The following is a 26,442-nucleotide window of genomic DNA, read 5'->3' on the forward strand; positions in this document are numbered from 1 at the left end:
CTAGCGCTGCCCTTCGGCGAGGTCCATCAGCTGCCGTGCCCGAGAATCCCACGACGCGGGCAGGACCGACTCCCGGCGTCCCTCGACAGTGGACAACCCGCCGTCCTCCAGGGTCGCCCGGACCGCCTCGACGAACCCGTCCTGGCCCTTGGCGACCCGGATCAGGTCGGCGTAGCGGCGCACCTCGGGGAAGTCGGTGCTGACCACCGGCAGGCCCAGGGCGAGGTACTCCTTCATCTTGATCGGGTTCGCGTGCTTGATCCAGTCGTTGTCCAGCCACGGCATGATCGCCACGTCGAAGCCGGTGCCGTAGCCCGGGATCTCGGCGTACGGGCGGAAGTCCAGCCAGTGCACGTTCGGGTACTTGGCGAAGCGGTCCATCGACAGCGTCGCGTCGCCGATGAGCACCAGGGACGCCTGCGGGAACTCCTGCGCCAACCGCTCCAGCAGGTCGAAGTCGACCAGGTAGTCGTCCAGGCTGCCGAAGAACCCGATCCGCGGGCCGGGGATGCGCGCGATGTCGGCGGGCAGGTCGGCGCGGCGGCGGAAGTGCTGCAGGTCGACACCGTGGTCGAGGAAGTAGGCCCGCTCGCCGGTGGCGGCGGACTCCTCCTCCTGGAGCTGGCGGCTGACGTAGAGCACGTGGTCGGAGCCCTCGAGCAGCTTGTTCTCCAGGGCCGCGATGGTGCCCTGGTCGGCCTCGGGGAACGCCGAGTGCCGGTCGGACCGGTTGAACACCAGACCGCGGCGGCGCATCGGCTCGACCACGTCCCACGCGGTGGGGATGGTGGCGACCACGACCGGGTTGCGCATCCGCAGCGCGGCGCAGACCACCCGCACCTGGGCGCGGACCAGTGCCGCCCCGAGCGCGCGCACGCGGGCGCTGCCGTAGAAGGGCAGCGGCAGCGGGGTCATCACGTAGTAGCCGGGCACGTCCGGCAGCGGGCGGCGCACCAGCTTGGCCACGCTGCCCGCCTTGCGAGCGATCCGGCGCAGGAACTGGGTGCTCTTGCCCGGTGTGGGCATCCGCAGCCCGATGCTGTTGACCAGCAGCACCTTGCGGTGCTCGGCCACCCGGCGCATCAGCTGGAAGTCCGAGTGCGCCTGGTTGTGGTACCACCAGTCCTGCGCGGAGAAGCACACGTAGGGCGGCAGGTCCTTGCCCGCCTGGCGGTCCGGGGTGGACAGCGGCTCCGGCCACCGGCGCTGGCGCAGCAGGCCGCGCACGGCGGCCCGGTGGATGGTCTTGTTCCCACCGCGCAGCGCGCGCGGCAGGCTGTTGAGCAGCGTGGCCAGCCACATCGCGGCGGCGGCCGGACGGCCGTGGCGCTCGCGGTGCAGCCGGACCTTGTTGGTCACCAGCAGCGACCACAGCCGCGGCGAGGTGCCCGACTCGCCACCGAGGTGCACCGCCTGCGCGGCGGGCTCGTAGTACGTGGCGAAGCCCTTGGCCCCCGCCCGCAGCATGAACTCGGTCTCCTCGGAGTAGAGCAGGTAGCGCTCCTCCACCGGGCCGAGCTCGTCGACGCACTCCCGGGTGACCAGCCACGCGGCGCCGGTCGCCCAGTCGACCACGCCCGCGCGCTCGTAGGCGCTGGGCTTGGTGACGTTCTCGCCCAGCGGACCGAACCGGCCCGCCCGGGTGCCGCCGAGCACGGCCTCGCCCAGGGTGCGCAGCACCGTCGGCGTGCGGCGCAGCGAGTGCTGCACCCGACCGTCCGCCTCGGTCAGCTTCGGGACGACCACGCCGACACCGGGCCGCACGGCCGCGCGCAGCTTGGCCACCGCGCCCGGCGCGAGCCGGATGTCGGCGTTGAGCACCAGCACGTCGCAACCCTGGGCGTGCGCGAAGCCGGTGTTGACCCCGGCCGCGAAGCCGTCGTTGCCCGCCCGGTGCACGACCTTGACCTCGGCGTCGGTCGCCGCGACCACCTCGGCGGTGCCGTCGGTGGAGGCGTTGTCGACCACGATGACCCTGGCCTCGCCCGCGCCGCGCAGGGCGGCGGGCAGGGCGCGCAGGCAGTCGGCGATGATCTCGGCGCTGTTGTAGGTCACGACCACGACCGCGACCGGGCGGGCGGTCACGAGGCCACCAGGGTCAGCGCCCGGGCCAGCGAGGCGACGATGTGCTCCTGGTCGGCGTCGGTGATCTCGTGGTGCAGCGGCAGGATCAGCGACCGCCGGGCCAGCTCCTCGGTGCCGGGCAGCGCCGCGTGCGGGTGCCCGTCGTAGGCGGGCTCCAGGTGCGCGGCCATGATCCCCCGGCGGGCGGAGATCCCGTCCTGGGCCAGGCTGGAGAGCACGTCCACCAGCGGCGGCGCGCCCTCGGGCAGCGCGACCCAGAAGGACTGGTAGTTGGTGGTCGCGTAGGCCGGGTCCGCCACCGCGCGCAGGCCCAGCGGGGCCAGCAGCTCGTGGTAGCGGGCGGCCAGCGCCCGGCGCTGCTCGACGATGCCGTCGAGGCGGCCGAGCTGCACCAGGCCCATGGCGGCCTGGATGTCGGTCATCCGGTAGTTGAACGCGGTCTCCACATAGGACTCGACGACCGCGCCGCCCGCCGCGTGCCGGTCCGCGGCCGACATGCTCATGCCGTGCTCGCGCAGCCTGCGCAGGCGCTTGGCCCACTCGGCGTCGTCAGTGGTGATCATGCCGCCCTCACCGGTGGTGAGCAGCTTGCGCGGGTGGAACGACCACGCGGCCAGCAGCGCGCCGGTGCCGACAGACTTGCCGTACAGGGTGGACCCGGCGGCGCACGCGGCGTCCTCGACCACCGGGATGTCGCCCGCGACGACGCGGATCGCGTCGACGTCGGCGGGCACGCCACCCTGGTGCACCAGCAGCACGGCCTTGGTGTCCGGGGTGATCGCGGCCGCGACGGTCGCCGCGGTCAGGTTGCCGGTCAGCGGGTCGATGTCGGCGAACACCGGGTTGGCGCCGCAGTAGCGCACGGCGTTGGCGGTCGCGATGAACGACAGCGACGGCACCACCACGTCGTCACCGGGCTGGACACCCAGCAGGTGCAGGCACAGGTGCAGCGCGGTGGTGCAGTTGGACACCGCGATGCCGTGCTCGGCGCCGACCCGGGCGGCGAACGCCTGCTCGAAGGCGGCGACCCGCGGGCCCTGGGCCACCCAGCCGGAGCGCACGGCCTCGGCGACCGCCTGCGCCTCCTCCTCGCCGAGCAGCGGCTTCATCACCGGGATGGCCATCAGAGGTTGCCCTTCTCCGCGCGCCACCACTCGACCAGGCCGCGCAGGCCGTCGTCGAGCTTGATCTCCGGGCGCCAGCCCAGCTCGCGCTCGGCGGCGCTGATGTCGGCCAGCCGCCGGGTCACGCCGTTGACCTTGCGCTCCGGACCGTGCTCGACGCCCAGGTCGGAGTCCATCGCGGCGAGCAGGGCCTCGGCCAGGCCGAGCAGGCTGGTCTCCGAGGCGCTGGCGATGTTGTAGACGGTGTCGGTCACGTCCGCGCGGGCGGCGAGCAGGTTCGCCCTGGCGATGTCGTGCACGTGCACGAAGTCCATCGTCTGCGCGCCGTCGCCGAAGATCAGCGGCCGCTCGCCGTTGACGATGCGCTCCATCCAGCGGATCAGCACCTCGGTGTAGAGGCCGTGCACGTCCATCCGCGGGCCGTAGACGTTGAAGTAGCGCAGCGCCACGTAGTCCAGGCCGGTCATCGCCTTGAAGCTGCGCAGCATGCCCTCGTTGAACGCCTTGGCGGCGCCGTAGAAGGTGTCGTTGTTGTACGGGTGGTGCCGCTCGTCGGTCGGGAACGTCTCGGCCAGCCCGTAGACCGAGGCCGACGAGGAGGCGATGACCTTCTTGACGCCGTGCTCGGCGGCCGCCTCGATGATGGTGAAGGTGCCGTCGACCAGGCTCTCCAGCGCCAGCCGGGGCTCCTCGGCGCACTGGGTGATCCGGATCGCGGCGAGGTGGAACACCAGGTCGCGGCCCTTGGTCAGCTCGCCGACCACGGCCCGGTCGTTGATGTCGCCGTCGACGACCACGAGCCGGTCACCGGCCGCGGCGCCCGCGTCGGCCAGGTTCTCCCGGCGGCCGCGGACGAAGTTGTCCAGCACGGTCACCTCGGCGGCACCGGCGGCGATGAGCTGGTCCACCACGGACGACCCGATGGTGCCCGCACCACCGGTGACCAGGATCCGCTGACCCTCGATCGGCTGCGCGCTCATGCGTTGACACCTTCCCGGACCTGGCCGTTGGACAGCTCGGCGCCCAGCACCGGCAGGAAGGCCCCGCCCTGGGCGAGGCTCGCGGACGCGGCCTCGAGGATGGAGAGCACCTGCAGGCCGGAGCGGCCGTCGGTGAGCGGGGGGCGGCTCTCGGTGATCGACGAGTGGAACTCGGCCATCACCGCGCGCAGCGCCTCCTTCTCCGGCAGCGCGGGGGCGACCATGTCGCCGGTGCGGTAGGAGATCATCGTCTGGGCGCGCTTCTCGGCGCCGATGTCGGCGGCCTCGGTGCGGTCGACGCCGCGGTCGTAGATCCCGATCCGCTGCGCGGGGTTCAGGTCGTCCCAGACCACCGTGCGCTGCGAGCCGCCGATGATCATCGTGCGGACCTTGGTCGGGGAGAGCCAGTTCACGTGCACGTGCGCCATCGCGCCGCCGGTCAGCTCGATCGTCAGGTGCGCCACGCACGCGCGGCCCGCGCCGATCGGGTCCGACCCGTGCGCGGCTACGGCCAGCGGCTGCACGCCCTCGGGCAGGATCGACAGGAAGATCGACAGGTCGTGCGGGGCCAGGTCCCAGAGCACGTCGACGTCGGGCTGGACCAGACCGAGGTTGATCCGCACCGAGTCCAGGTACTGCACCGAGCCGATGCCGCCGCCGCGCAGCAGGTCGCGCAGGTAGGCGACCGCGGGGGTGTAGCAGTAGGTGTGGTCGAGCATCAGCGTGAGACCGCGCTTGTCGGCGGCCTCCACCAGCTGGCGGCCCTCGGCGTAGGTGGCCGCGAGCGGCTTCTCCACCAGGACGTGCTTGCCCGCCTCGAGGGCGGCCATGGCCACCGGCAGGTGCGTCGCCGCCGGGGTGGCGATCGCGACGGCGTCGACCGACGGGTCGGCGAGGACCTCGTCGAGCGAGTCGGACACCGCGACCGTCGAGTACTCACCGAGGACGCGCTTGGCGCGGTCGGCGTCGAGGTCGCAGAGGTAACGCAACCGCAGGCCCGGAGTGGCCTGGGCGTTGCGCACCAGGTTCGGCCCCCAGTAACCCGCGCCGATCACGGCTAGCCCGATGGTTCCCACGCTGAATCCCCTTCATTGCCTTGTGCTTGGTGCCCAGCCCACACCGGCCCCTGCGCCGGTGTGGGTGGTTCGAATGGACGTGCCGGGTGCGACTAGTACGCGCCCTGGCCGCTGAAGACGGCCCGGAAGGTCTTCCACAGGATCACCGCGTCCAGCGCGAGCGACCAGTCCTCGACGTAGCGCAGGTCGAGCCGGACCGCTTCCTCCCACGGGAGGTCGCTGCGGCCGCTGACCTGCCACAGGCCGGTGAGGCCGGGCTTGACCAGGAGCCTGCGACGCACGTCGGGGGCGTAGCGGGCGCTCTCCTCGGGTAATGGCGGGCGGGGGCCGACGAGTGACATCGGTCCCGCGACCACGTTGAACAGCTGCGGCAGCTCGTCGATGGAGTAGCGGCGCAGGATGGCGCCCACCCGGGTGACCCGGGGGTCCTTGCGCATCTTGAACAGCAGGCCGTGGCCCTCGTTCTGCTCGGCGAGCTCGCTGACCAGCTTGTGCGCGTTGACCACCATGGTGCGGAACTTGATGATGGTGAACTCGCGGCCGTCCTTGCCGACCCGGCGCTGCTTGTAGAACACCGGCCCGCGGGTGTCGACCGCGATCGCGATCGAGACCGCGATCATGACCGGGGCCAGCAGGGTCAGCAGGATGGCGGAGCCGACCTTGTCGAAGACGTCCTTGACCATCCGGCGGGCGCCGGAGAAGGACGGGGAGGACACGCGCAGCAGCGGCATGCCGAGCACCGCGTCGACGTGCAGCCGGGGACCGGCCACCTCCATCAGCACGGGGGCGACGACCATCTCGGCGCCGGAGCCCTCGAGCTTCCAGGCGAGCTGCTGCAGGCGCTTGGGGGTCCAGTAGGCGTCCGGGGTGACCGCGACGATGCGGTAGCCGCCGCGCCGGGCGTGCGTCGCCAGGTCGCGCAGCTGGCCGACCACGGGGACGTCGTCGATCTCGGTGACGCCCTCGCCGAGGCCGTCGGCGGTGCAGACCGCGTCCACGCGCCAGCCCAGGTGGGCCGAGCCGCGGGTGCGGGTGATCAGGTCGCGCACCGTCTCGAGGTTGCCCGCGGCCATCACCGGCAGCAGGCAGCGGCCCTCGCGGCGGGCGCGGTGCAGGAACTGGCGGAGCACGTAGCGCATCGGGAAGACCAGCAGCGCGGTCGCCGGGACCACGACGAAGACCCACGGCCGGATCCGGGTGATGTCGAAGAGCAGCCCACCGAGGGCGAGCACCACCGCGGCGGCGGCGAACCCGCGGCCGAGCCTGCGGAACTCCTCGGCGCCCTGGCCGAGCACGGCCAGGTTCCACACCCGGTTCACCATCAGCGACCCGAGCAGGACGGCGAAGGTGACGCCGCCGGTCGGGGTGACCAGTGGACCGTCGGGGTCGACCCGGTTGGCGACGAAGCCACCGACGACCAGCACCCCGAAGAGGATGGAGAAGAGGTCGGAGAGCAGGACTCCCGTGCGGTAGCGCGGCTCCCAGCCCGCCACCGGCGGGAAGGACGGCTCACCCGCGGGCAGGGCGCGGCGCGGCTTCTGGCCACGGCGGGCACTGGCGGGGGCGGGCCACATGGTCGCTCTCTTTCGCGGGAACCCAACTTGGTCACGCATCGTGTATCCCCCGGTTCGGGCGGATCGGGCATGCACGGTCGCGGGGCGTCCCCGAGTGCCCACGCCATGGACAAATGTGGTGCGAAGCCGACTGCCCGAGCTGCGATGACCGGACCAAGGCTGCGATACCTCATTCGCTTGGTTCCCCGGCCTCGTTACACGGAGGGTTAGTTGTTATGTAACCCGATCGGTGAGAGGGGCCGTGTGTAGGTGACTGACTACACGGTGGGTAGCAACCGCCGATGCACAGCGTTGACCTACCCGAGGGCAACACCGCAGGTGACCAGGTACGTCATGATCACAAGCGACTGTCCACCCCGGACAACCAAACTTGTGACGGAGCGTATAACTCCGCCGAATGCCAACGTCGAAAAACGGGACTGCCACCAAGATCACAGCTGTCCAGGGTGGCATAGCGCACCCGAGTTGGGCGCCGCCGGACAGCCCCACCCCGATTGCACCAATCGCGGCCGCAATTCCCCCCAAAGACTCGTTTTACCCCCACCACCAGCAGATGCTCCGCGCTGGAGACCTGCCGTTAAAGATCACGCAACATACACCGCGTCAGCGGAACACCCGTCCGCCCCATACCGGCGGCCTTATGTACAACACGTATATGTGTCCCGGCTCACATGATCTTTGCCGCCACCCGGCCGACCCCCCACTACACCAGCCGGCCCCACCTCGGGAGCCCCGGGACACCCCACTTCACCCGACTGCCGACCCAACCCCACCCAGCACCCCCGCGGCGGGCAGCGGCCATCAACCCGAGCCCACCCCCGTGAGACCCAACTCACCCTCGACCCCGTGCAGGCACCCGCGCCCCACCTACTGGCTCCTGCCCACCCGCCGAGCCCCCGCGCCACCGGCAGCCGCCCCCCGCAGAGCGCGTTCCGGCGATCCACCACCCACGCCCGAGCCCCGAAGCCGGGGGCGGGTCCCCCACAACGCAAAACGGCCCCCCACGGAGGAGGGCCGTTCAACGGTGGCCAGGGGCGGGGTCGAACCGCCGACCTACCGCTTTTCAGGCGGTCGCTCGTACCAACTGAGCTACCTGGCCAGACAAAACAAACCCCCACCCATGCTGTTCCCACCCAACCCAGCACCGCTGGGTCTGATGAAGCTCGCACTGTGGGGGGTTTCAGAGGTTTCCCTCCGGGGGCTTCGGCGAGCAACCCCGCCTGCGTGTTCCGCAGACGAGGAGCCACCAAAGCGAGCGACCCTGACGGGACTCGAACCCGCGACCTTCGCCGTGACAGGGCGACGCGCTAACCAACTGCGCCACAGGGCCTTGCTCTAACCGCGCCGTCCGGGGGCTGTACCGCGTGTCACCGCGCTACCGGAGATGCCACCGAACTTCGATCTTACGGTACTGCTTGTCTTACCGTGCTCCCAACGGGATTCGAACCCGCGCTGCCGCCTTGAAAGGGCGGAGTCCTAGGCCGCTAGACGATGGGAGCCCGACCAATTCCGGGCGAACCGATCGACCGCGCTTCCAGGTCCACGTCGCCGTGTCGCTGGGAGCATCCATAGCTTAGGGCACACCCCCTGGGTACTCCAAAACGGGTTACCCATACCGCCGCCTAGCTGCGTGAACGGCCGGTTCGGGCCGCCGGCGCGCGACCCGCGCGCCGGCTGCGCGGGGCCTGCGACCGGGGAGCGCCACCAGATCCTCGGTCTAGCTCCAGCCTGGCGCCCGAACCGGGCGGTGCGAGGCGCAGACGTACTACGACCGGCCGTTGGCTGTCGTCGCGCAGCGATCCAGCGAACCCGAGCGGCAGACGTGTCGGACCGCCCCGAAGGGCCGCCCGCAGCCGGCATGCCAGGCACCGGACAGCGGTGACCCCCGCTCGCGGCACCGAGCGGGGGTCACGGTGTGTCACTGATTACGGAAGAATAAACATGAATCGCCGAGCTGTACCTCGACCGCGATTCCACAATGTCACGCAGGGTCCCCAGTAAATGATCTTGATTTCGCGGTCGGGCGGCAATTGCCCCGACGGTCCGACCGGGGGCCCACTGGCGCCCCGGGGCACTCGACGGCTCAGCGGCGCACTGCCGGGAGGCCGTCCTCCCCGTCCATCAGGCCGAGCATTTCCAGCAGCTCACGGCAGTCCTCGGTGCCCTGCGCGCCCATCGCGACGGCCAGCCGCGCGCGGCGCACCTGCTCGTCGGAGACCCGGGCAGATTCGCCCGAACGGGGGGCGGGGACTCCGGTCGAGAACTGTCCAGACCCCCCAAGACTGTCTTGCTGGAGAAGGAAACTGCGCACTTCAAGTGACCCGCTCATGGCTGCCTCCCCGGCTTTGTTTGGCGTGAGGCTATGAGACAACTCCTCGCTCCCACAGCCCCCCGCAGAGTGAACCGGGGTACACGCTCGGTAGCGTTGTGTCACCAGTTTTCCCGTCGCCGCGGCGAGGTCGGCAGAAGTTGACCGATCGCGGTCCCGCCGGAGCGGGCGGGCCCACCGGTTCACCGGGCGGAACCCCTACCCCCTAGGGGTATAGTCCGCGGCATGGAGCACGCCCACCCGTACAGCGCCAACAAGGACGCCCACCTGCGCAGGCTGCGCCGGGTCGAGGGTCAGGTGCGCGGCCTGCAGCGCATGGTCGAGGAGGACGCGTACTGCATCGACGTCCTCACCCAGGTCTCCGCGGCGACCAAGGCCCTGCAGGCGTTCGCCCTGGAGCTGCTCGAGGAACACCTGGCGGGCTGCGTCGTCGACGCGGCCCGCACCAGCGACGAGGCGGCCGCGGCGAAGGTCCGCGAGGCCGCCGACGCGATCGCCCGGCTCGTCAAGTCCTAGCCGGCCGTCCCCGGTCCCCAGCCCCAGTCGCCCGATCCCCGCCGGCGAGTTCCAGTCGGCAAGTCCCGGCACCACCCGAGAGAGGATCCACTCCGTTGTCTCTGCGGACCGTCTACACCGTCGCGGGCATGACCTGCGGCCACTGCGCGAGCTCGGTCACCGAGGAGCTCACCGAGCTCGGCGGCGTCTCCGACGTTCAGGTCGACCTGGTCACCGGCGCGGTCACCATCACCAGTTCGAGTGAACTCAGCCGGGACGAGGTGGCCGCCGCGGTCACCGAGGCCGGCTACCAGCTCGCGAGCTAGCCGTGCGCACCGGCACCACCACCCCGGACCGGGTGGAACTGGCCATCGGCGGGATGACCTGCGCGGCCTGCGCGGGCCGGATCGAGCGCAAGCTCAACCGGCTCGACGGCGTGCGCGCCTCGGTCAACTTCGCGACCGAGCGGGCCACCGTCGAGGTCCCCGCCGGGCTGGCCACCGCCACCCTGGTCAGCACCGTCGAGGGCGCCGGTTACGCGGCCACCCCGGTGGCCGACCAGGTGGCGGACACCGAGCCCGCGGCCGACGACCTGCGGCTGCGGCTGGGGATCTCGGCCCTGCTCAGCGCCCCGGTGATCGCCCTGTCGATGGTCCCGGCCTGGCAGTTCCCCACCTGGCAGTGGACCGCCCTGGCGCTGTCCTGGGTCGTGGTGCTGGTGTGCGCGTGGCCGTTCCACCGGGCCGCCGCGGTCAACCTGCGGCACGGCGCGGCCACCATGGACACCCTGGTGTCCCTGGGTGTCACCGTCGCGTCCCTGTGGTCGGTCTACGCCCTGCCCTTCGGCGGCGCGGGCGCGGTCGGGATGCGGCACGAGTTCTCCCTGCTGCCCGCCACCGGGCACGCGACCGCCGACATCTACTTCGAGGTCGCCGTCGGGGTGACCACCTTCCTGCTGCTGGGCCGCTGGCTGGAGGCCCGGTCCAAGCGCCGAGCGGGCGCCGCGCTGCGGGCGCTGCTCGCGCTGGGCGCCAAGGACGTCGCCGTGCTGCGCGCGGGGGTGGAGACCCGGGTGCCGATCGGCGAGCTGGGCGTCGGCGAGGTGTTCGTGGTGCGGCCGGGCGAGAAGGTCGCCACCGACGGCGTGGTCGAGGACGGCACCTCGGCGGTGGACCGCTCGCTGGTCACCGGCGAGTCGGTGCCCGAGGAGGTCGGGCCGGGGTCGGCGGTGGTCGGCGGCGCGGTCAACGCGGGCGGTCGGCTGCTGGTGCGGGCGGCCCGGGTCGGCGCGGACACCCAGCTGGCGCAGATGGCCCGGCTGGTCGAGCGGGCGCAGACGGGCAAGGCGCAGGTGCAGCGGCTCGCCGACCGCGTCTCGGCGGTGTTCGTGCCCGTGGTGCTCGGCATCGCCGTGCTCACCCTCGTGGGCTGGCTGCTCACCGGGGCGGACGCCGACGCCGCGGTCACCGCCGCGGTCGCGGTGCTGGTCATCGCCTGCCCGTGCGCCCTCGGGCTGGCCACGCCCACCGCGCTGCTGGTGGGCACCGGGCGCGGCGCCCAGCTGGGGATCCTGGTCAAGGGCCCCGAGGTGCTGGAGTCGACCCGCCGGGTGACGGCGGTGGTGCTGGACAAGACCGGCACGGTGACCACCGGCCGGATGACCGTCGTCGACGTGGTGCCCGCCGACGGGACCACCGTCGAGCGGCTGCTGCGGCTGGCGGGCGCGGCGGAGGCCGCGTCCGAGCACCCGATCGCGCGGGCGGTGGCCTCGTACGCCGCCGAGCACGGAGCGGTGCCCCCAGTCGAGGACTTCCGCAACGCCGAGGGGCTAGGCGTGACCGGTGTGGTCGACGGTGAGCCGGTGGTGGTCGGCAGGCCGCGGCTGCTGGCCGAGCACGGCGTCGACCTGTCCGACGAGCTGCTGGCCGCCCAAGCGGCGGCCGAGGCCCAGGGCCGCACGGTGATCGCCGCGGCCGCGGGCGGCAAGGCGCTGGGCCTGGTCGCGGTCGCCGACGCGGTGAAGCCGACCAGCGCCGAGGCGATCACCCGGCTGCGCGCCCTCGGGCTGCGGCCGGTGCTGCTGACCGGGGACAACGAGGCGGTGGCCCGGGCGGTGGCGGCGCAGGTCGGGATCACCGACGTCGTCGCCGAGGTCATGCCCGCGGAGAAGGTGGCCGTCGTGCGGCGGCTGCAGGCCGACGGCGAGGTGGTGGCGATGGTCGGTGACGGGGTCAACGACGCGCCCGCGCTGGCGGCGGCCGACCTCGGGCTGGCCATGGGCACCGGCGCCGACGCCGCGATCGAGGCGGGCGACCTGACCCTGGTGCGCGGCGACCTGCGGCTGGCCGCCGACGCCATCGCGCTGTCCCGGCGGACGCTGGGCACCATCAAGGGCAACCTGTTCTGGGCCTTCGCCTACAACGCCGCGGGGGTGCCGCTGGCGGCGTTCGGCTTGCTCAACCCGATGCTGGCGGGGGCGGCGATGGCGCTGTCGAGCGTGTTCGTCGTGTCGAACAGCCTCCGGCTGCGGCGGTTCCGACCCGCGGCGGCCTGACCAGCGCCTACCCGTGAGAAGGCGACAAAGCAAGACGAACATCAGGTGAACATTCGCGACAATTTTTCCCACGCGGACACTCCCCACGAACGAGTGCGCGTGCAACAATCGTGGAGCTGACACACCCCCGGTCAGCACCTGTGGAGATTCCCCTCCAGCCCCCGCGTTCCTCCCCCTGGCGCGGGGGCTTCTCCATCTCCGCAGGTCAGCGGGATTCGCGAGGAACCCTCACTCGACCGGGCGCTGTGGCGACCATCACAGTACCTGCGGGCTCGCGACCCAACCGTTATCTTGTCCCGGTGCCTTTTCCCTCTTTCGGACGCAGCCGCACCGACCTCAAGGCGGTCGGCACCAGCACGGGGCGCCACCGCACCCCGCAGCGAGAGCAGGCCGAGGACGCCTCGCCCGACCGCGAGCTCGAGTCCTACCTCGCGGCGCTCGCCCCCGACTCCGACCCGGAGACCACCGGTTCCGGCCGCCGCTTCGGCGGCGCGGAGGTCTACCAGCTGCGCCTGTCGCTGATGGCGAACGAGCAGCTGCGCGAGCTGGCCGCCTACCGGCAGACCTCGCCGATGGCGCTCGCCCAGGAGTGGATCATGCAGCGACTGGAGTGGGAAGCGCAGCAGCTGCAGCGCTCCTGACCCACCGACCGGCCCCCGGCGACGATCCCACCACCGCCGTTCCCGTCAGCGCTGTTCGTCAGCGCGTTCTCCGACCACCCGAACGTGACTCAGCCCCGGCCCGCGTGCCGGGGCTGAGTCGCGTCTCGGTCGGCACAGCCTCGGTTGTCTACCGCCTCGGCTGTTTACAGCGGGACGACGTTGGTCGCCTGCGGGCCCTTGGTGCCCTGACCAACCTCGAACTCCACCCGCTGGTTCTCCTCAAGGGTCCGGAAACCCTTGGACTGGATCTCCGAGTAGTGCACGAAGACATCGGCGCCGCCGTTGTCCTGCGCGATGAAGCCGAAGCCCTTCTCGGAGTTGAACCACTTGACAGTGCCCTGTGCCATAAACCTGCCTCCATCGCAGGAGCATGGGGCTGCACCGTGCAACCCCGGGCCGCCCCCGGGCGATACTCCCGCCGACTTGCGGCGGAAAAGCAGCGCGCCCGCATAGTCGTTCCGCGAGCGTGAATAGCACGAACACGCAAAACCACGGCCTGCAACGGAAAGGGTATCGGCTCGTCGCAGGCCGCACTACTGCCTGACGGGCGCTCGGCTAGCCCAAGCGGGTGATCTACGCCGACACTCTCCGGAGTGATCGCATCGCTCTCCGGATTCAGCGAGAAATCCATTGAAAGTGACATGAGTCACACCCGTTCCGGCCAACGTCACCTCCCGCCACAGCGTCGTTATTGGGTGTCGGAAGGGTTATGGGGGAAGGGGTAGCCGGTATGGACAAGCGCAGGCTCACAGGAAGGCGCTGGCTCCCGGTCGCACTGCTCGGGGCGGGTCTGGTGGCGACGCTCGCGTTGAGCGGGTGCACCTCGGGGGAGTCGGCCGCCGCCACCGTCAGCGAGGCGAACGGCGGCACCCGGAGCACCCCGCAGACCCCGGCCGCCAAGGTCGTGGCCACCCCGGCCGCCGACGCCAAGGACGCCAGCCCGGCGGGCCCGATCACCGTGGCGGTCACCGACGGGAAGCTCGAGGCGGTCACGCTGACCAACGCCGAGGGCAAGCAGGTCAAGGGGGAGCTGTCCGAGGACAAGGCGACCTGGACGGTCACCGAGCACCTCGGCTACGGCAAGACCTACACCTGGGCGGGCAGCGCGGTCGGCACCGACGGCAAGGCCACCCCGATCGCGGGGACGTTCAGCACGGTCAAGCCCAAGAAGCAGAACGGCGCCAAGCTCAACACCGGCGACGGCCAGACCTACGGCATCGCGATGCCGGTCGTGGTCAACTTCGACGCCCCGGTCAAGGACCGGGTCGCCGCGCAGAAGGCGCTCAAGGTCGCCACCACCCCGGAGACCGAGGGCGCGTGGGCCTGGCTCGACGACAACACGGTGCACTGGCGCCCCAAGGAGTACTGGAAGCCGGGCACCACGGTCCGGGTCACCGCCGCCATCTACGGCGTCGACCTCGGCGGCGGCGTGTACGGCCGCGACGACGTGAGCTCCTCGTTCACCATCGGCCGCTCGCAGGTCGTCAAGGCGGACACCCAGACGCACCGGATGATCGTGGTCACCGACGGCGTGCAGACCTTCGACTTCCCGGCCTCGATGGGCCTGGAGTCCGACCCGGGCCGGGTCACCAAGAGCGGCACGCACGTGGTGATGAGCAAGCACGCGACCTACGGCATGACCAACCCGAAGTACCACTACGAGAACGTCATGGTGCCCTGGGCGGTCCGGATCTCGAACAACGGCGAGTTCGTGCACGGCTACGCGGGCTCCATCTCGGCCCAGGGAAAGCGCAACGTCTCCCACGGCTGCGTGAACCTCTCGCCCGCGAACGCGAAGCTCTACTACGACACCGTGCTCACCGGCGACCCGGTCGAGATCACCGGCAGCAACCAGCAGTTGAGCGCGGCGGACGGCGACTACTACGACTGGGCAGTCAGCTGGGACAAGTGGCAGGCCATGTCGGCGGGCACCAACTGATAGCGGGCACCAACTGATAGCGGGGACGGACTGATACGGAGTAACCCGAGGGCGGCCTTCCACGCGGAGGCCGCCCTCGGTCGTTCCCGGATAAGCGCCAACCACACGAACAGATCAGACTCGCCACTGGCGCCAATCGGATTCCCGTTCACCTATCCAGCGGGGACATCGGCGCGTGTCCGGGCAAGCGGGCCACCGCCCGGGTGAGTGGTTACGGTGTCCCGGTGACCGAGGCGCTCTCCGAGGTGGCCGCGGGCTCGCTGGTGGTCCGCGCCTCGGGGGCCGCGGCCGCCGCGCGGGCCATGGCGGCCGCGCTGCACGGTGGCCAGGCGCGCACCGACCCCGACCACGTGCAGGTCCTCATGCGGGCGACCCTGCCCCGTCTGCCGCCCCAGGGCGTGCGGCTCGCGTTCGGCGAGGCGAGCCTGGAGGTCCGCGGCGGCGAACGGCACGGCGTGGTCCTGCTGACGGTGGCCGCCAACCGGCTCTCGGTCGGCTTCGGTGAGCTGCGGCCGCTGCTGTTCCAGCCGGTACCGGTGACCCGCGGGCTGCAGGCGCTGTTCTCCTCCTCGATCGCCCACCTGCTGGCCGCCGCCGACACCCTGGACACCAACGGCGCCCGCGCCTACCTCACCGGCCTGGCCGAGCTGGTCCTGCGCACCGCCCTGCGCACCGAACTGGACCGGGCCGACGCGATCGCCACCCGCCGCCGGGACGCGGTGGACTACATCCGCCTGCACCTGGCCGACCCGGCACTGACCGCCGAGCGGATCGCCGACGCCCTGTTCATCTCCCGGCGCAGGCTCTACCAGCTCTTCGACGACGGCGACGGTGTGTCCGGCCGGATCCGCGCGATGCGGGTCGAGCGGGCGAAGGAGCTGCTCGCCGACCCGGCCCAGGGCGTGCGCGGGATCGGTGAGATCTCCCGCCAGTGCGGCTTCGCCAACGCGGCGCACTTCTCGCGGACGTTCCGCAAGTCCGTCGGCCAGACCCCGCGCGACTACCGCGAGTCGGTGCTGATCTGACCCGGGGCGGGCGACCTCGGTGCCCGCTCCGACCAGCTGGTGTCCGCCAGGCTCGCGGGCAGTACCACCCGCGGGCCTCACCCGGGGAAAGCCACGGAGGCGACCAGCCTGCCGAGGATGCCCGCCAGCTCCAGCCAGCCGCGGCCGGTCGGTGAGTGCAGGGTGAACACGGCCAGCCTGCGACCGTCCGGGTCGATCACGACCGCCTGGAGCCTGCAGCCCGGGACCTGGCCGGGGTCGGCGGTGGTGATCCGCTCGGCGATCACCACCGGGTGGCCGCGCTCGGTCCGGGACTCGGTGACGTCCTGGATGTCCGGGCCGGACTCGGCCAGGTGCCCGCGCAGCTCGGCGGCGGAGGCGGGTGCGGTGTCGGTGACGACGACCGCCGCGACCAGCACCGCGGGGTCGGCGTCCGGGTGGGTGAGCAGGGCGACCAGCCCGGCCCCGTCGCGGTGGGCCAGCTCGGCGGCGTCCCGCGCGGCGTGGCCGAGTCCCGGGTCGTGCGCGGACTCCGGGCCGCGGGCGGCGACCATCAGCGCCACGAGCTCGCGGGCGGTGTCCTCGGGCGAACGCAGGGAGACGGGGGTGACCCCGTCGACCGCGGCCAGCTTCACCGGCGCCCCAACCGGGTTCGGCTCATCGGCGGCCCAGCGCGGTCTCGCCCACGATGATCAGCCCGCGGTCCGGGGGCGGCACCGGCACGGCCACTCCACTGGCCACAGTGGACAGTGCGCTGGGCGGGCGGGCGAAGGTGTCCCGGCGCGGGGCGAACAGGCTGGCGAGCGCGGCGGACGTGGTGGACATCCGGTCCAGCAGCGCGACGACCCCGCGGGTGGTGTCCGGGGGCGTCGTGGCGGGCGCGGCTCCCGGTGCGCGCAGCTCGTCCAGGGCATCGGCGACGTCCGCCGCGGCCCGCTCGTGGTCGGCGGCCAGGGTCCGGGCGCGTCGGACCACTGCGGCGAGGCGGTCCGACAGGTCGGCCAGGCCCGACTCGGCGCGGGCGTGGTCCGCGGCCGCGGTGGCCGCCGCCGCGGCGGTCGAGGCCAGGTCGAGGTCGGTGCGCCGGGCGTGCACCTCGTCCTGGGCGTCGGCGATGCGACGGCGCAAAGCGACCGCCTCCCGGTCCAACTCGTCGGCGGTGCGCTTGGCGGCGACGAGGGTCTGCGCCCAGGTCGCCAGGGTGTCCGCGGCACGGCGCAAAGCAGTGGCGCGTTCGTCTAGGTCGGGCGGCAACTGAGCGAGCCGATCGCGAAACGCCGAGGCGGTCGGACCAGCCCAGGACGTCGTGTCCCGGCGCAGGACCGGGTCGACCTGGGCCAACGCCTCGGCGGCCGCGCCGTACTCGGCCGCCACCGCAGCCACGGCATCCGGACTACCCGGCGTCGGGTCGAACCCCAGCCCCCGATACCCGGTCACGACCCCGCACCACCCAGCACCGGCCCGGCGACCAAGATCGCCACCTCGTCGAGGGCAGCGACCGGACCAACCACGACCGACCCGACCGCGATCGACCGCCCAGGACCAGGACCAGGACCGAGCCGACAGCCGGACGGCCGATGCCCAAAGCCGCCACCAAGATCGCGGCCCCGACGCGGACCCGTGGCCGTGATCGCCGACTGCCACTCGGCGCTCGCGATCATCACCGAGACCTCAGACGCCGAGCGCCGGTAGCCGCGCACGGTCATTCCACCAAGGCGCGCAAGACCTGCGCGGTAGCGGAGTCGGTCTCGGTGTAATCCGCACCGGCGGCAGCGACCAGGGTCGCGGTGTCGGCGAGGACCGCGGCCGAGGTGGCGATCACCGTCCGCGCCTGCGCGGAGAAGGCCGCCACCGACTCGGCCAGTCGGGGTGGGCCGGTGTGCGCGGGCAGCGATTCGTCCACTGTGGACTCAGTCAGGGCGTCCGCGGTCGAGCGCAGCAGGGACGCCGTGCCCGCGAGTTCGGCCGGGTCGGTGGTGTAGCCGCTCATGCGCCGAACACGGGTGGGTAGGCCGGGGGGAGGTCGTCGAACAGGTCGAGGCCTTCCTCGTACTTGTTCTTGTGCTCGTCGTCGTCCTCGCGGCCCGCGCCCGCGCCGCCCATGGGCGGGTACATGCCGTTGGTCCCGCCGGCCCCGGCGCGGCCGGCAGCCGCCTCGACCGCTGCCACGCCTGCGGGCCCGCGAGCGGCGAGACCACCTGTGCCGGACAACGCGCCGCCGCCCGGGCCACCGCCCGAACCGGCGCCGCCGCGCCCATAACCAGAGCCGGGGTAGCCGCCGCCTGAGCCGGGGTAACCACCTGAGCCGGGGTAGCCGCCTGAACCGAGTCCACCGCCGCCCGGTCCGAACCCCGTGGTCGCGCCGGGACCGGATCCGTAGCCGCCGGACCCGCCCGCACCCGGACCGGTGACCGGGGTGGTGGGCGTGTAGGTCGACGTGCCGGTGCCCGTCGGATCCAGCGCGTCGCCCGGATCGGTCCCCTGGGGAACCGGGGGTGCGGGCGGCACGGGTGCCGTCGGCGGGGCGGGCGTCGGTGTCCTGGGCGGAGTCGGGGCAGGCGCGGGGAACCGCCCGCTCGGTGGCGCCGGGTCGACCGGTCGCGCGGCCGGGGCGTCGGAGAACACCGGCAGCTTCTCGTGCACGTCCTGGCTCCGCGCGGCGTAGCCCTCCATGACCCGCACCGCCTCGGCCTTGGCCGCGTTGCGGGCCTCCAGCCTGGGCTGGTGGTCGTCGGTGAGCTGCTTGAGCAGCACCGCGCCGCTGGGGCCGTCGACCGCCTTGACGTCGTAGCCCGCGAAGAAGTTGTGCTCGGCGTGGTAGAAGACCGGCTCCGGCATGCGCGACTGGGCGTGCGCCACCGCGTCGGTGTAGCGCGAGAGCCCCTCACCGATCTTGCCCGCGGTGTGCGCCGCCTCGCCCGCCCACTGGGTCAGCCGGGTGTTCGACTCGCCCGCCCGCACGGCCGCGGGCCCGCGCCAAGTGCCGAGCAGGCCCTGCACGATGTCCCGGACCCGGCCAGTGGTGCCCTCGATCTCGCCGGAGAGGCCCGCCCACTTCACCGCGTGCTCGCCCATCACCTCGGGCTTGGCCGTCATGATCATGTCGTAGAGCTGGTGGTGCTCGTAGGCTTCCCAGCGGATCGCGTCGAAGTCGGTGACGTGCCGGTTGTGCGCGCGCTGCTCGGCCCGGCGGCGGCTCTGCTTCTCGGCGGCCGCGCTCGGCGGGTTCGCCTCGGTGTAGTACTCGCGCCTGCGGTGGTCGTTGTAGTCGAGGTCAGCCACGGTCAGACCCCCTCGCCCGCGCGCCGCAGGTCGCTCTCGGCCTGCTGGTCGACCGCCCGGTAGGCGTTGAGCGTGTCCCGGATGGTCATCCGCACCTCGTAGAGCTCCTCGATGTAGTCGACCAGGGCCGCCCGCACCCCGCCCTCGGTGTCGGCCCGGTCGAGGAACGCCCTGGCCATCGGCGCCGCGACCGGACCGAGCCCGCCCTGCAGCGGGTCGGCCAGCTCCTGCGCCCGGCGCAGCTGGCCGACCAGGTCGTCGTAGAGCGCGGCGAGCTCCCGGTCGGCCGCGGCGAGCGCGGCGTAGTCGGCCTCGACGCCGTCCATGCCGGTGCCGGTGACCCGGTGGTCGCCGGGCGCGGCGGCGGTCACCTCGGGGAGCACGACCGCGACCTGCTCGACCCGCCCCCGGTCGTGCCGCATCGCCTCGGCCTGCTGCATGTTGCGAACCCGCGTCATGAGTTCCTCCCGTCCCGGGCGGTGCGGTCGCGCCGGGATCCCCTAGCCGTCTCGTATCAGGGTGACTGGCCGTGACTCCTGGTTCTACCCCTAGCCGCTGCCTTGTGCACAACTGGGCACATCACTCGCTCATCTGGGCAACTCGCACACCTCAGCGTGCGTTGATTTCCGACGTTACCCTGCCCGAGTGGGTGAATCGGACACGAAACCCGGTACAGTGCGTCGCGCTGTCGCCGCCTCAGCGATGGGCAACTGCGTCGAGTGGTACGACTTCGGGGTCTTCGGCTTCATGCCCGCGGTCCTGGGCGCGGTCTTCTTCGACGCCGCCACCCCCGCCGAGAACGTGCTCGGCACCTTCGCGATCTTGGCCGTGGCGTTCGTCGCGCGGCCGTTCGGCGGGTTCGTCTTCGGACCGCTCGGCGACCGGATCGGCAGGCAGCGGGTGCTGGCGGCCACGATCATCCTGATGTCCGGGTCGACCTTCGCGATCGGACTGTTCCCCTCGTACCGCACCGCCGGTGTGCTCGCCCCGATCCTGGTCCTGCTCGCGCGCCTGGTCCAGGGCTTCTCCGCGGGCGGCGAGTACGGCGGGGCGGCGACGTTCATCGCCGAGTACGCCCCGGACAAGCGCCGCGGGTTCCTCGGCAGCTGGCTGGAGTTCGGCTCGCTGGGCGGCTTCTTCCTCGGCGCGGGGGCGGTGACCCTCACGACGGTCGCGCTGGGCGAGACAGCGATGGCCGACTGGGGCTGGCGGACCCCGTTCCTGGCGGCCGGACCGCTCGGGTTGGTCGGGCTCTACCTGCGCACGCGACTGGAGGACACGCCCCTGTTCCGCGAGGTCGCGGCCCGGCAGGAGGTGTCGGCCTCGCCGCTGCGGACCGTCCTGCGCACGCAGTGGCGCGCGATCCTGCACCTGATCGGCTACGTCGTGCTGCTCAACATCGCCGACTACGTGCTGCTGACCTACATGGAGTCCTACCTGACCAGCACGCTGGGACTGTCCGGTCGGACACCGCTGCTGGTGGTGATGGCGGTGATCCTGGGCATGATGGTGATCATCCCGCCGGTCGGTGCGCTGAGCGACCGGATCGGCCGCAAGCCGCTGCTCTACGCCGCCTGCGCCGGGTTCCTGGTGCTGCCGATCCCGGCGTTCACGTTGATGGCGCGCGGCAGCACCGCCTTGCTGGTGCTCGGCCTGGCGGTCATCGGCCTGCTGCTGGCGTTCCTGCTGGCCACGATCCCGTCCGTGCTGCCCGCGATGTTCCCGACCAACGTGCGCTACGGCGCCTTCGCGATCGGCTACAACCTGTCCACGGCGTTGTTCGCCGGGACGGCGCCGTTCATCGTGACCAAGCTGGTGACCGAAACCGGCGACCAGCTCGTCCCGGCGTACTACCTGATGGGTGCCGCGGTGGTCGCGGCCGTGCCGATCTTCCTGCTGCCCGAGACGGCCGGGAAGTCGCTGCGCGGGGCCCGCGCGAGCACCCGGGACCTGGAGCCGGCGGGGCGTTGAGGGGCGTGTGCGGGGCCACAGTGGACCGAATGCCTACCCTTCGGTAATGAGTCGCACCCCCGAGGCGTGGCCACCGGTGGCCACCGAGCTGCCCGAGCGCCACCCGGACACCCCGGCGCCCGGCACCGACCTGCCGCCGCACTACGCGTTCTGCTTCGGTTGCGGCGACCGGCAGGACGACGGCCTGCACCTGCGCGCCCAGATGGGCGACGGGCACACGCTCCGCTCCCGGTTCACCGTCACCGAGGCCCACCAGGGCGCGCCCGGCCTGGCCCACGGCGGTCTGCTGGCGTGCGCGTTCGACGAGGCCCTGGGCACCACGGTCGGGCACCTGCTGCGGCGGCCCGCGGTGACCGGGAAGCTGGAGACCGACTTCCTGCTGCCGGTCCCGGTCGGCACGACCCTGGTGATCGACGCGCACCTCGACGGGGTGGCGGGCCGCAAGGTCTACGTCAGCGCCAAGGGTCGACTCGGGACGGACGACGGGCCGGTGGCGGTGCGCGCGCGGGCGCTGTTCGTCACCGTCGAGCTGAGCCACTTCATCGACAACGGCAGGCCCGAGGACCTGCGGGCGGTCGCGGCGGACCCGAACCTGCTGGGCCGTCCGCCGGTGGAGCTCAATCCGTAGGCTGGCGCCATGTTCGTGGTCGTGGTGGGGCTGGGCGTCGCGCTCTTGCACCTGTACCTGTGGAAGCGGTTGGTCAAGGACACGACCAGGACGACCCGGGTGCGGCGGGCGGGCACGGTGGTGCTGGGCCTGCTGCTGGCGTTCGCGCTGGCGGCCCTGACCCTGCCGCGGGTGGTCGGGGTGCCGAACTCGGGCTGGTTCGCCTGGCCCGGGTACCTGTGGCTGGCGGTGTTCTTCTACCTGCTGCTGATCCTGGCGGTCCTGGAGCTGCCCCGGCTCGCGCTGCGCAAGTGGCTGCGGGCACCGAGGGCCGACCAGGGGGCACCGGAGGTCGACGAGAGCAGGCGGCTGTTCCTGTCCCGCGCGGGCGCGGTCGTCGCCGGGGCCGCGTCGACCAGCATCGTCGGCGCGGGCGCGGTGACGGCGCTGAGCCCACCGGAGGTCAAACGGCTGGCGGTGCCGATCAGCAGGCTCGACCCGGGGCTGCGCGGCTTCCGGATCGCCGTGGTCAGCGACATCCACCTGGGACCGCTGCTGGGCCGGGCGCACACCGAGCGGATCGTCCGGATGATCAACGAGACGCGGCCGGACCTGGTCGCCATGGTCGGCGACCTGGCCGACGGCACGGTCGCCGAACTGGGCCGGGCGGCCGAGCCGCTCAAGGACCTGGTGTCGCCGCACGGGACGTACTTCGTGACCGGGAACCACGAATATTACTCGGGCTACCAGGAGTGGGTCACCGAACTGGAACGCCTCGGGCTGCACTACCTGCACAACGAGAACACCAAGATCGCGGGCGGTATCACCCTCGCGGGCGTCACCGACGTGACCGGCAAGTCGATGGGGGACGCACCGGACATGGACCGCGCACTGTCCGGAAGGGACAGTGCACTGCCGACGGTGATGCTGGCCCACCAACCGGTCCAGGTCGCGGGCGCGGCCAGCCGGGGCGTCGACCTCCAGCTCTCCGGCCACACCCACGGCGGCCAGCTGTTCCCCTTCCACTACGTGGTCCGGATGGCCCAGCCCGCGGTGTCCGGCCTGTCCAAAGTAGACAACACCTGGCTGTACGTGACCAACGGCGCGGGCTCCTGGGGTCCCCCGGTCCGAGTCGGCGCACCCCCGGACATCACCGTGGTGGAGCTGACGCCCTAGTCCCGCTAGCCGCATCGGGCGAAGACAGCACTGACTCGACGACACGCACGAGCTGAGCGCTTAGGGTCACCACCGTGTCCATCGGCGATGAGGCGACCGAACTCCGGGCGATCGCAGACCGGATCGGGCAAACACGAAACACCCTGGACGACTGCTCGAAGGCGCTCGACCAAGCACACATCACGGTGGGCGCCCTGCTCCACGGCACGACCACCTATGAGGTGGCCGCACGGGCGGTCGAGGCGGCGATGGCCACGCTCGCGGCACTGGACACCGCTCTCGTCGAGGCCGAGCGCACGATCCAGGACGCGGCCGACCACCACCTGGGCGCCCACCGGCCCGCGGCACCAGTGGGCTCCGTCCGCGATGACCAGGCCACCGCACCACCACCGCGGACGCCGTCACCATCAGGAATCGCGAACCGGCACGGGGATCGGTACCCGCGCGAAGCGCTGCCGTACTCCGACGAACTGCCTCCGCGGGTGCGCAAGGGCACGCAGAACGCACCGCTGGTGGCCCACATCGAGATCGACGGACGACTGATCGGCTCGATCACCCCACGACGCGGAGATGTGTGGACCCGAGACGTGATGGAGCGAGTGTTCGAACTCGAACTCAACGGTGCGAACCTGGTCGCCAACCACGTGGAGATGAAAGCGGCCATCATCCTCATTCAGGGAACAGGAACCCACGCACAGGTCACGCTGAACCATTCGCCGTGCGGTTCGGAGCCCAATGATCGGGCAGGGTGCGACAACTACCTGCCGGCCTTTCTACCAGTCGGCCTTAGGATGACCGTGCTTGGCACAGACGCGCGCGGGGCGCCGTTCAAACGAACCTACGACGGGAAGGCTGATCGATGACCGCCACACCGGTGACCGACCGGGCCTACATCGACCTGGAGTCCCTTCCGGCCGGCGTCGACCTGGTGCGCGAGGTGCGGTCCCTGAACGAGGCCGGGGTCGAGGTCCCGTGGATGTGGGTCATCACCGAGCAGGCTTTCGACATCCACTCCAAGACGCAGGTCATGTTCGTCGTGGGAGTGAACAACGCCGTAGGTGTTCTCCACTGGGACGCCGCTCGACGGGGCGACGTGCCGAAGACCGGTACCAATCCCGAGTGGATCGGCTACTTTCTCGCGGGCTCGCACGAAAGCCCGGTCCCACCCCACGCGGAAGTCCCGATCGATCTCGTCTACCAAGCCCTCGCCGAATTCCTGACCACCCGCACACGCCCCACCTGCGTGCAGTGGCAGGAAGCCGCGCACCCCATGTCCCAGTTCACCTGACCCACTACGTGAGCGTGCGCGGTCGGATCGCGTTTGCCTTGTCCACCAGCGCGTGCCGCTGTTCCGGTGAGCTCGCCAACCGGGCCAGGGCGCGGTAGCAGCGTTCCAGGCCGAACCTCAGCTCGCGCTCGGAGAGCTCGCACCCCAGCACCGTGCGCTGCGGGTGGGCCGGGTTGGCGCCGGGCTTGCCCGCCCGGACCCAGCCGTACGCGGCCTCCAGGACCTCCGCCGAGAGCTGCGTGCGCCGTTCCGCGTCCAGTGCCAGGCGCTCCAGGCGTTTGGCGGCGTCGTGGAGTTCGTGTTCGACGACGTTGGCCACCTCGTGCGCCCTGGCCTTCACCTTGATGGCGGCGACCTGGGCGGCGACGTGGTGGCTGGAGGTGTCCGGCACCGACTCCAGGACCTCGATCGCGCCCGCCCGGGCGCCCTGCGCCAGGTACACCCTGGCCAGGCCGAACGCGGCGCTGACGAACGAGTGGTCCACCCGCCAGACCAGCTCGTAGTAGCGGGCGGCGGCGAAGTGGTCGCCCGCGTACTCCGCGCTGACCGCCAGCGCCAGCTTCGGCGCGACCTCGCCGGGGACCGCGTCGTAGACCCGGTCGAACGCCTCGCGCGCGGCCTTGGGCGCGTTGTCGGCCAGGGCCAGCAGGCCGTGGAAGTAGTCCGGGCGCCAGTCGGTCGGGTGGGTGACCAGCTTGCGGGCCGCCGCCAGCTCGGCGCCCGCCGCGCGCAGGTCGCCCTGTTCCATCCGCGCCTTCACCAGCCGCAGCCGGACCTCGATCGAGTCCTGCGGGGCGCTCGCGAGCGCGGCGACCAGCTCGGCGGGTTCGGTCGCGGTGATGCTGGCCAGCACGGCGGCGGCCGGGTCGTCGGTGTCCACCAGCGGCAGCGGCAGCACCGAGGCGACCTCGACCGGGTCGGGCACCGGCAGCGAGTCGGCCACGACCAGGCCCGCGCCGAACGTCCTGGCCTCCACACCGAACACAGTGGACAGTCCGGGCCGCGGCCTGCCGGTGCCCAGCGCCATGACCTCGCGCAGCACCCCGGTGAGCTGGTCGGCCATCTCCTCGGCGGAGGCGAAGCGCAGCACCGGGTCGGCGTGCGTGGCCCGCTTGAGGACCCGGTGGTAGCTGACGAACAGCGCGAACAGCGGCTCGGCGTCCGGCCCGGGCAGGGTGTGCCGGTAGCGGGTCGTGTAGCCGGCGAACTCGATCGACAGGACCGCCAGCGTGCGGCCGACGGTGTAGATGTCGGAGGCCACGGTGGCGCCCTCGGTGGACAGCTCGGGCGCGGCGTACCCGGCGGTGAAGAACAGCGGGCTCTCGTAGTCATCGGTCTTGCGGACCGCGCCGAGGTCGATCAGCTTGAGCTGCTCGCCCGCCTGGATCACGTTGTCCGGCTTGAGGTCGCAGTAGAGCATGTCGATGCTGTGCAGGTAGCCGATGGCGGGCAGGATCTCCAGGCCGTAGGCGATCACCTGCCCGATCGGCAGCGGCTCGGCCCGCCCGGCCTCGCGGTGGTGCTCGAGCGCGAGCTGGCGCAGCGACTGGCCGCCGACGTACTCCATGACGATGTAGCCGATCAGGGAGCCGGTCTTGGGGTCCGGGTGCTCGACGAAGTTGTAGATCTTGACGACGTTCGGGTGCTCCACCTCGGCGAGGAACCGCCGCTCGGCGACCACCGAGGCCATCGACGTCTCGTCGCCGGTGTCGATCATACCCTTGAGCACTACCCAGCGGTCGCTGACGTTGTGGTCCTTGGCCAGGTAGATCCACCCGAGCCCGCCGTAGGCGATGCTGCCCAGCACCTCGTACTGCCCGCCGACCAGGTCGCCGCGGAAGAGCCGGGGCCGGAAGTTGAAGGGCTGGTCGCAGGTCGGGCAGTTGCCCTCGGGGTCCCCCGGCTCGCCATCGTTGCCCCGGCCGACCTCGGCGCCGCAGTTGTTGCAGAACCGCTTGCCCTCCGCGACGACCGGGTTGTCCAGCACCGCGCTGGCCGGGTCCTTGACCGGGACCACCGGCACCTCGACGAGACCGGCGCCCAACCGCCCGCGGCCCGAGGCCCGCGACCCGGTCCGGCGCCCGGTGCCGGGGAACGACCCGGACCCGGTGCCCGGCCCGTTGTCCGTGCGGCTGACCAGCTGCGTCTCCGGCTCCGGCGGCTCGGGCTCGTCGGGGCGCGGCGGGACGATGCTCTGGGTCAGCGTGTGGGTGTTGAGGACACTGGTGGGCTGCGGCTCGTCGGCCGCCAACGCGGTCTCGGGGAGCACCCCGGGCTGACGCGGCGCGACGGGCGG

Annotated in this window: 24 protein-coding genes and 3 tRNA genes; 11 read left to right on the forward strand and 16 right to left on the reverse strand. The window is 71.9% G+C overall.

The features are described from left to right. From QSK30_RS09490 to QSK30_RS09530, 9 genes are all read right to left on the reverse strand, one after another. Entirely contained in the window at positions 1 to 2,085 is a 2,085-nt protein-coding gene (locus tag QSK30_RS09490; protein ID WP_285501448.1) for a glycosyltransferase, read from the reverse strand. Beyond that, entirely contained in the window at positions 2,082 to 3,209 is a 1,128-nt protein-coding gene (locus tag QSK30_RS09495) for a DegT/DnrJ/EryC1/StrS family aminotransferase (RefSeq protein ID WP_285501449.1), read from the reverse strand. The genes QSK30_RS09490 and QSK30_RS09495 overlap by 4 nt, the downstream gene beginning before the upstream one ends. Then, positions 3,209 to 4,189 (reverse strand): NAD-dependent epimerase/dehydratase family protein, encoded by a 981-nt coding sequence (locus QSK30_RS09500; RefSeq protein ID WP_285501450.1) that lies wholly within the window; start codon positions 4,187 to 4,189, stop codon positions 3,209 to 3,211. Before QSK30_RS09500 ends, QSK30_RS09495 begins: the two co-directional genes overlap by 1 nt. Next, on the reverse strand, positions 4,186 to 5,265 hold the full coding sequence (locus QSK30_RS09505; RefSeq protein WP_285501452.1) for a Gfo/Idh/MocA family protein: 1,080 nt from the start codon (positions 5,263 to 5,265) through the stop codon (positions 4,186 to 4,188). Before QSK30_RS09505 ends, QSK30_RS09500 begins: the two co-directional genes overlap by 4 nt. Positions 5,266 to 5,357: 92 nt before the next feature. Further along, positions 5,358 to 6,839 (reverse strand): sugar transferase, encoded by a 1,482-nt coding sequence (locus tag QSK30_RS09510; protein ID WP_285501454.1) that lies wholly within the window; start codon positions 6,837 to 6,839, stop codon positions 5,358 to 5,360. A gap of 1,025 nt (positions 6,840 to 7,864) precedes the next feature. Further along, positions 7,865 to 7,938: transfer RNA gene (locus QSK30_RS09515), tRNA-Phe, on the reverse strand. A gap of 157 nt (positions 7,939 to 8,095) precedes the next feature. Beyond that, positions 8,096 to 8,169 (reverse strand) — tRNA-Asp (locus tag QSK30_RS09520). Between the two features lie 96 nt (positions 8,170 to 8,265). Further along, positions 8,266 to 8,338: transfer RNA gene (locus tag QSK30_RS09525), tRNA-Glu, on the reverse strand. A 584-nt stretch (positions 8,339 to 8,922) separates the two neighbouring features. Beyond that, positions 8,923 to 9,168: a hypothetical protein gene (locus QSK30_RS09530; protein WP_285501456.1), complete on the reverse strand. Its 246-nt coding sequence runs from the start codon at positions 9,166 to 9,168 to the stop codon at positions 8,923 to 8,925. Positions 9,169 to 9,393: 225 nt separating this feature from the next. Between QSK30_RS09530 and QSK30_RS09535 the strand changes: the two genes are divergently transcribed. The 4 genes from QSK30_RS09535 to QSK30_RS09550 all read left to right on the forward strand — a co-directional run bounded on the left by QSK30_RS09535 (position 9,394) and on the right by QSK30_RS09550 (position 12,858). Further along, entirely contained in the window at positions 9,394 to 9,684 is a 291-nt protein-coding gene (locus QSK30_RS09535; protein ID WP_285501458.1) for a metal-sensitive transcriptional regulator, read from the forward strand. 95 nt (positions 9,685 to 9,779) lie between these two features. Next, complete coding sequence (locus tag QSK30_RS09540; protein WP_285501460.1) at positions 9,780 to 9,989, forward strand: heavy-metal-associated domain-containing protein; 210 nt, start codon at positions 9,780 to 9,782, stop codon at positions 9,987 to 9,989. A 2-nt stretch (positions 9,990 to 9,991) separates the two neighbouring features. Further along, positions 9,992 to 12,217, forward strand: coding sequence for a heavy metal translocating P-type ATPase (locus QSK30_RS09545; protein WP_285501462.1), 2,226 nt, complete (start codon positions 9,992 to 9,994; stop codon positions 12,215 to 12,217). 299 nt (positions 12,218 to 12,516) lie between these two features. Continuing rightward, positions 12,517 to 12,858 carry a hypothetical protein gene (locus tag QSK30_RS09550; protein ID WP_285501464.1) on the forward strand — a complete coding sequence of 114 codons (342 nt, stop codon included), beginning with the start codon at positions 12,517 to 12,519 and terminating at the stop codon, positions 12,856 to 12,858. A 164-nt stretch (positions 12,859 to 13,022) separates the two neighbouring features. Here the strand turns inward: QSK30_RS09550 and QSK30_RS09555 are convergent, their stop codons facing one another. Continuing rightward, on the reverse strand, positions 13,023 to 13,226 hold the full coding sequence (locus tag QSK30_RS09555) for a cold-shock protein (RefSeq protein WP_026425160.1): 204 nt from the start codon (positions 13,224 to 13,226) through the stop codon (positions 13,023 to 13,025). A 383-nt stretch (positions 13,227 to 13,609) separates the two neighbouring features. On the opposite strand from QSK30_RS09555, the gene QSK30_RS09560 reads away from it, so the two are divergent. Both QSK30_RS09560 and QSK30_RS09565 read left to right on the forward strand, forming a co-directional pair. Then, positions 13,610 to 14,818, forward strand: a complete 1,209-nt coding sequence (locus tag QSK30_RS09560; protein ID WP_285501466.1) for a L,D-transpeptidase — start codon at positions 13,610 to 13,612, stop codon at positions 14,816 to 14,818. Between the two features lie 224 nt (positions 14,819 to 15,042). Further along, positions 15,043 to 15,843: a helix-turn-helix transcriptional regulator gene (locus QSK30_RS09565; protein WP_285501467.1), complete on the forward strand. Its 801-nt coding sequence runs from the start codon at positions 15,043 to 15,045 to the stop codon at positions 15,841 to 15,843. 77 nt (positions 15,844 to 15,920) lie between these two features. On the opposite strand, the gene QSK30_RS09570 is transcribed toward QSK30_RS09565, so the two are convergent. The 5 genes from QSK30_RS09570 to QSK30_RS09590 all read right to left on the reverse strand — a co-directional run bounded on the left by QSK30_RS09570 (position 15,921) and on the right by QSK30_RS09590 (position 19,562). Continuing rightward, positions 15,921 to 16,457 carry a hypothetical protein gene (locus QSK30_RS09570; RefSeq protein ID WP_285501468.1) on the reverse strand — a complete coding sequence of 179 codons (537 nt, stop codon included), beginning with the start codon at positions 16,455 to 16,457 and terminating at the stop codon, positions 15,921 to 15,923. Between the two features lie 22 nt (positions 16,458 to 16,479). After that, the gene (locus QSK30_RS09575; protein ID WP_285501469.1) at positions 16,480 to 17,259 is read right to left on the reverse strand and encodes a hypothetical protein; all 780 of its coding nucleotides are present in this window, start codon (positions 17,257 to 17,259) and stop codon (positions 16,480 to 16,482) included. A 265-nt stretch (positions 17,260 to 17,524) separates the two neighbouring features. Continuing rightward, the gene (locus tag QSK30_RS09580) at positions 17,525 to 17,812 is read right to left on the reverse strand and encodes a hypothetical protein (RefSeq protein WP_285501470.1); all 288 of its coding nucleotides are present in this window, start codon (positions 17,810 to 17,812) and stop codon (positions 17,525 to 17,527) included. Beyond that, entirely contained in the window at positions 17,809 to 19,104 is a 1,296-nt protein-coding gene (locus QSK30_RS09585; RefSeq protein WP_285501472.1) for a WXG100 family type VII secretion target, read from the reverse strand. Before QSK30_RS09585 ends, QSK30_RS09580 begins: the two co-directional genes overlap by 4 nt. Positions 19,105 to 19,106: 2 nt before the next feature. Then, entirely contained in the window at positions 19,107 to 19,562 is a 456-nt protein-coding gene (locus tag QSK30_RS09590) for a hypothetical protein (protein ID WP_285501474.1), read from the reverse strand. A 244-nt stretch (positions 19,563 to 19,806) separates the two neighbouring features. Here QSK30_RS09590 and QSK30_RS09595 point away from each other — a divergent pair, with 244 nt between their 5' ends. From QSK30_RS09595 to QSK30_RS09615, 5 genes are all read left to right on the forward strand, one after another. Next, positions 19,807 to 21,075, forward strand: a complete 1,269-nt coding sequence (locus QSK30_RS09595) for an MFS transporter (RefSeq protein ID WP_285501616.1) — start codon at positions 19,807 to 19,809, stop codon at positions 21,073 to 21,075. A gap of 46 nt (positions 21,076 to 21,121) precedes the next feature. After that, positions 21,122 to 21,703, forward strand: a complete 582-nt coding sequence (locus QSK30_RS09600; RefSeq protein WP_285501476.1) for a PaaI family thioesterase — start codon at positions 21,122 to 21,124, stop codon at positions 21,701 to 21,703. Between the two features lie 9 nt (positions 21,704 to 21,712). Further along, positions 21,713 to 22,858 (forward strand): metallophosphoesterase, encoded by a 1,146-nt coding sequence (locus QSK30_RS09605; protein ID WP_285501478.1) that lies wholly within the window; start codon positions 21,713 to 21,715, stop codon positions 22,856 to 22,858. A gap of 74 nt (positions 22,859 to 22,932) precedes the next feature. Further along, the gene (locus QSK30_RS09610) at positions 22,933 to 23,721 is read left to right on the forward strand and encodes a DddA-like double-stranded DNA deaminase toxin (RefSeq protein ID WP_285501479.1); all 789 of its coding nucleotides are present in this window, start codon (positions 22,933 to 22,935) and stop codon (positions 23,719 to 23,721) included. Beyond that, a complete protein-coding gene (locus QSK30_RS09615; protein ID WP_285501481.1) occupies positions 23,718 to 24,146 on the forward strand; it encodes an Imm1 family immunity protein in 429 nt (142 codons plus the stop codon). Before QSK30_RS09610 ends, QSK30_RS09615 begins: the two co-directional genes overlap by 4 nt. A 4-nt stretch (positions 24,147 to 24,150) precedes the next feature. Here the strand turns inward: QSK30_RS09615 and QSK30_RS09620 are convergent, their stop codons facing one another. Next, positions 24,151 to 26,415 carry a serine/threonine-protein kinase gene (locus tag QSK30_RS09620; RefSeq protein WP_285501483.1) on the reverse strand — a complete coding sequence of 755 codons (2,265 nt, stop codon included), beginning with the start codon at positions 26,413 to 26,415 and terminating at the stop codon, positions 24,151 to 24,153. Between the last annotated feature and the right edge of the window lie 27 nt (positions 26,416 to 26,442).

It is taken from the genome of Actinokineospora sp. NBRC 105648 (assembly GCF_030269645.1).
In the GTDB taxonomy this organism is placed as follows: domain Bacteria; phylum Actinomycetota; class Actinomycetes; order Mycobacteriales; family Pseudonocardiaceae; genus Actinokineospora.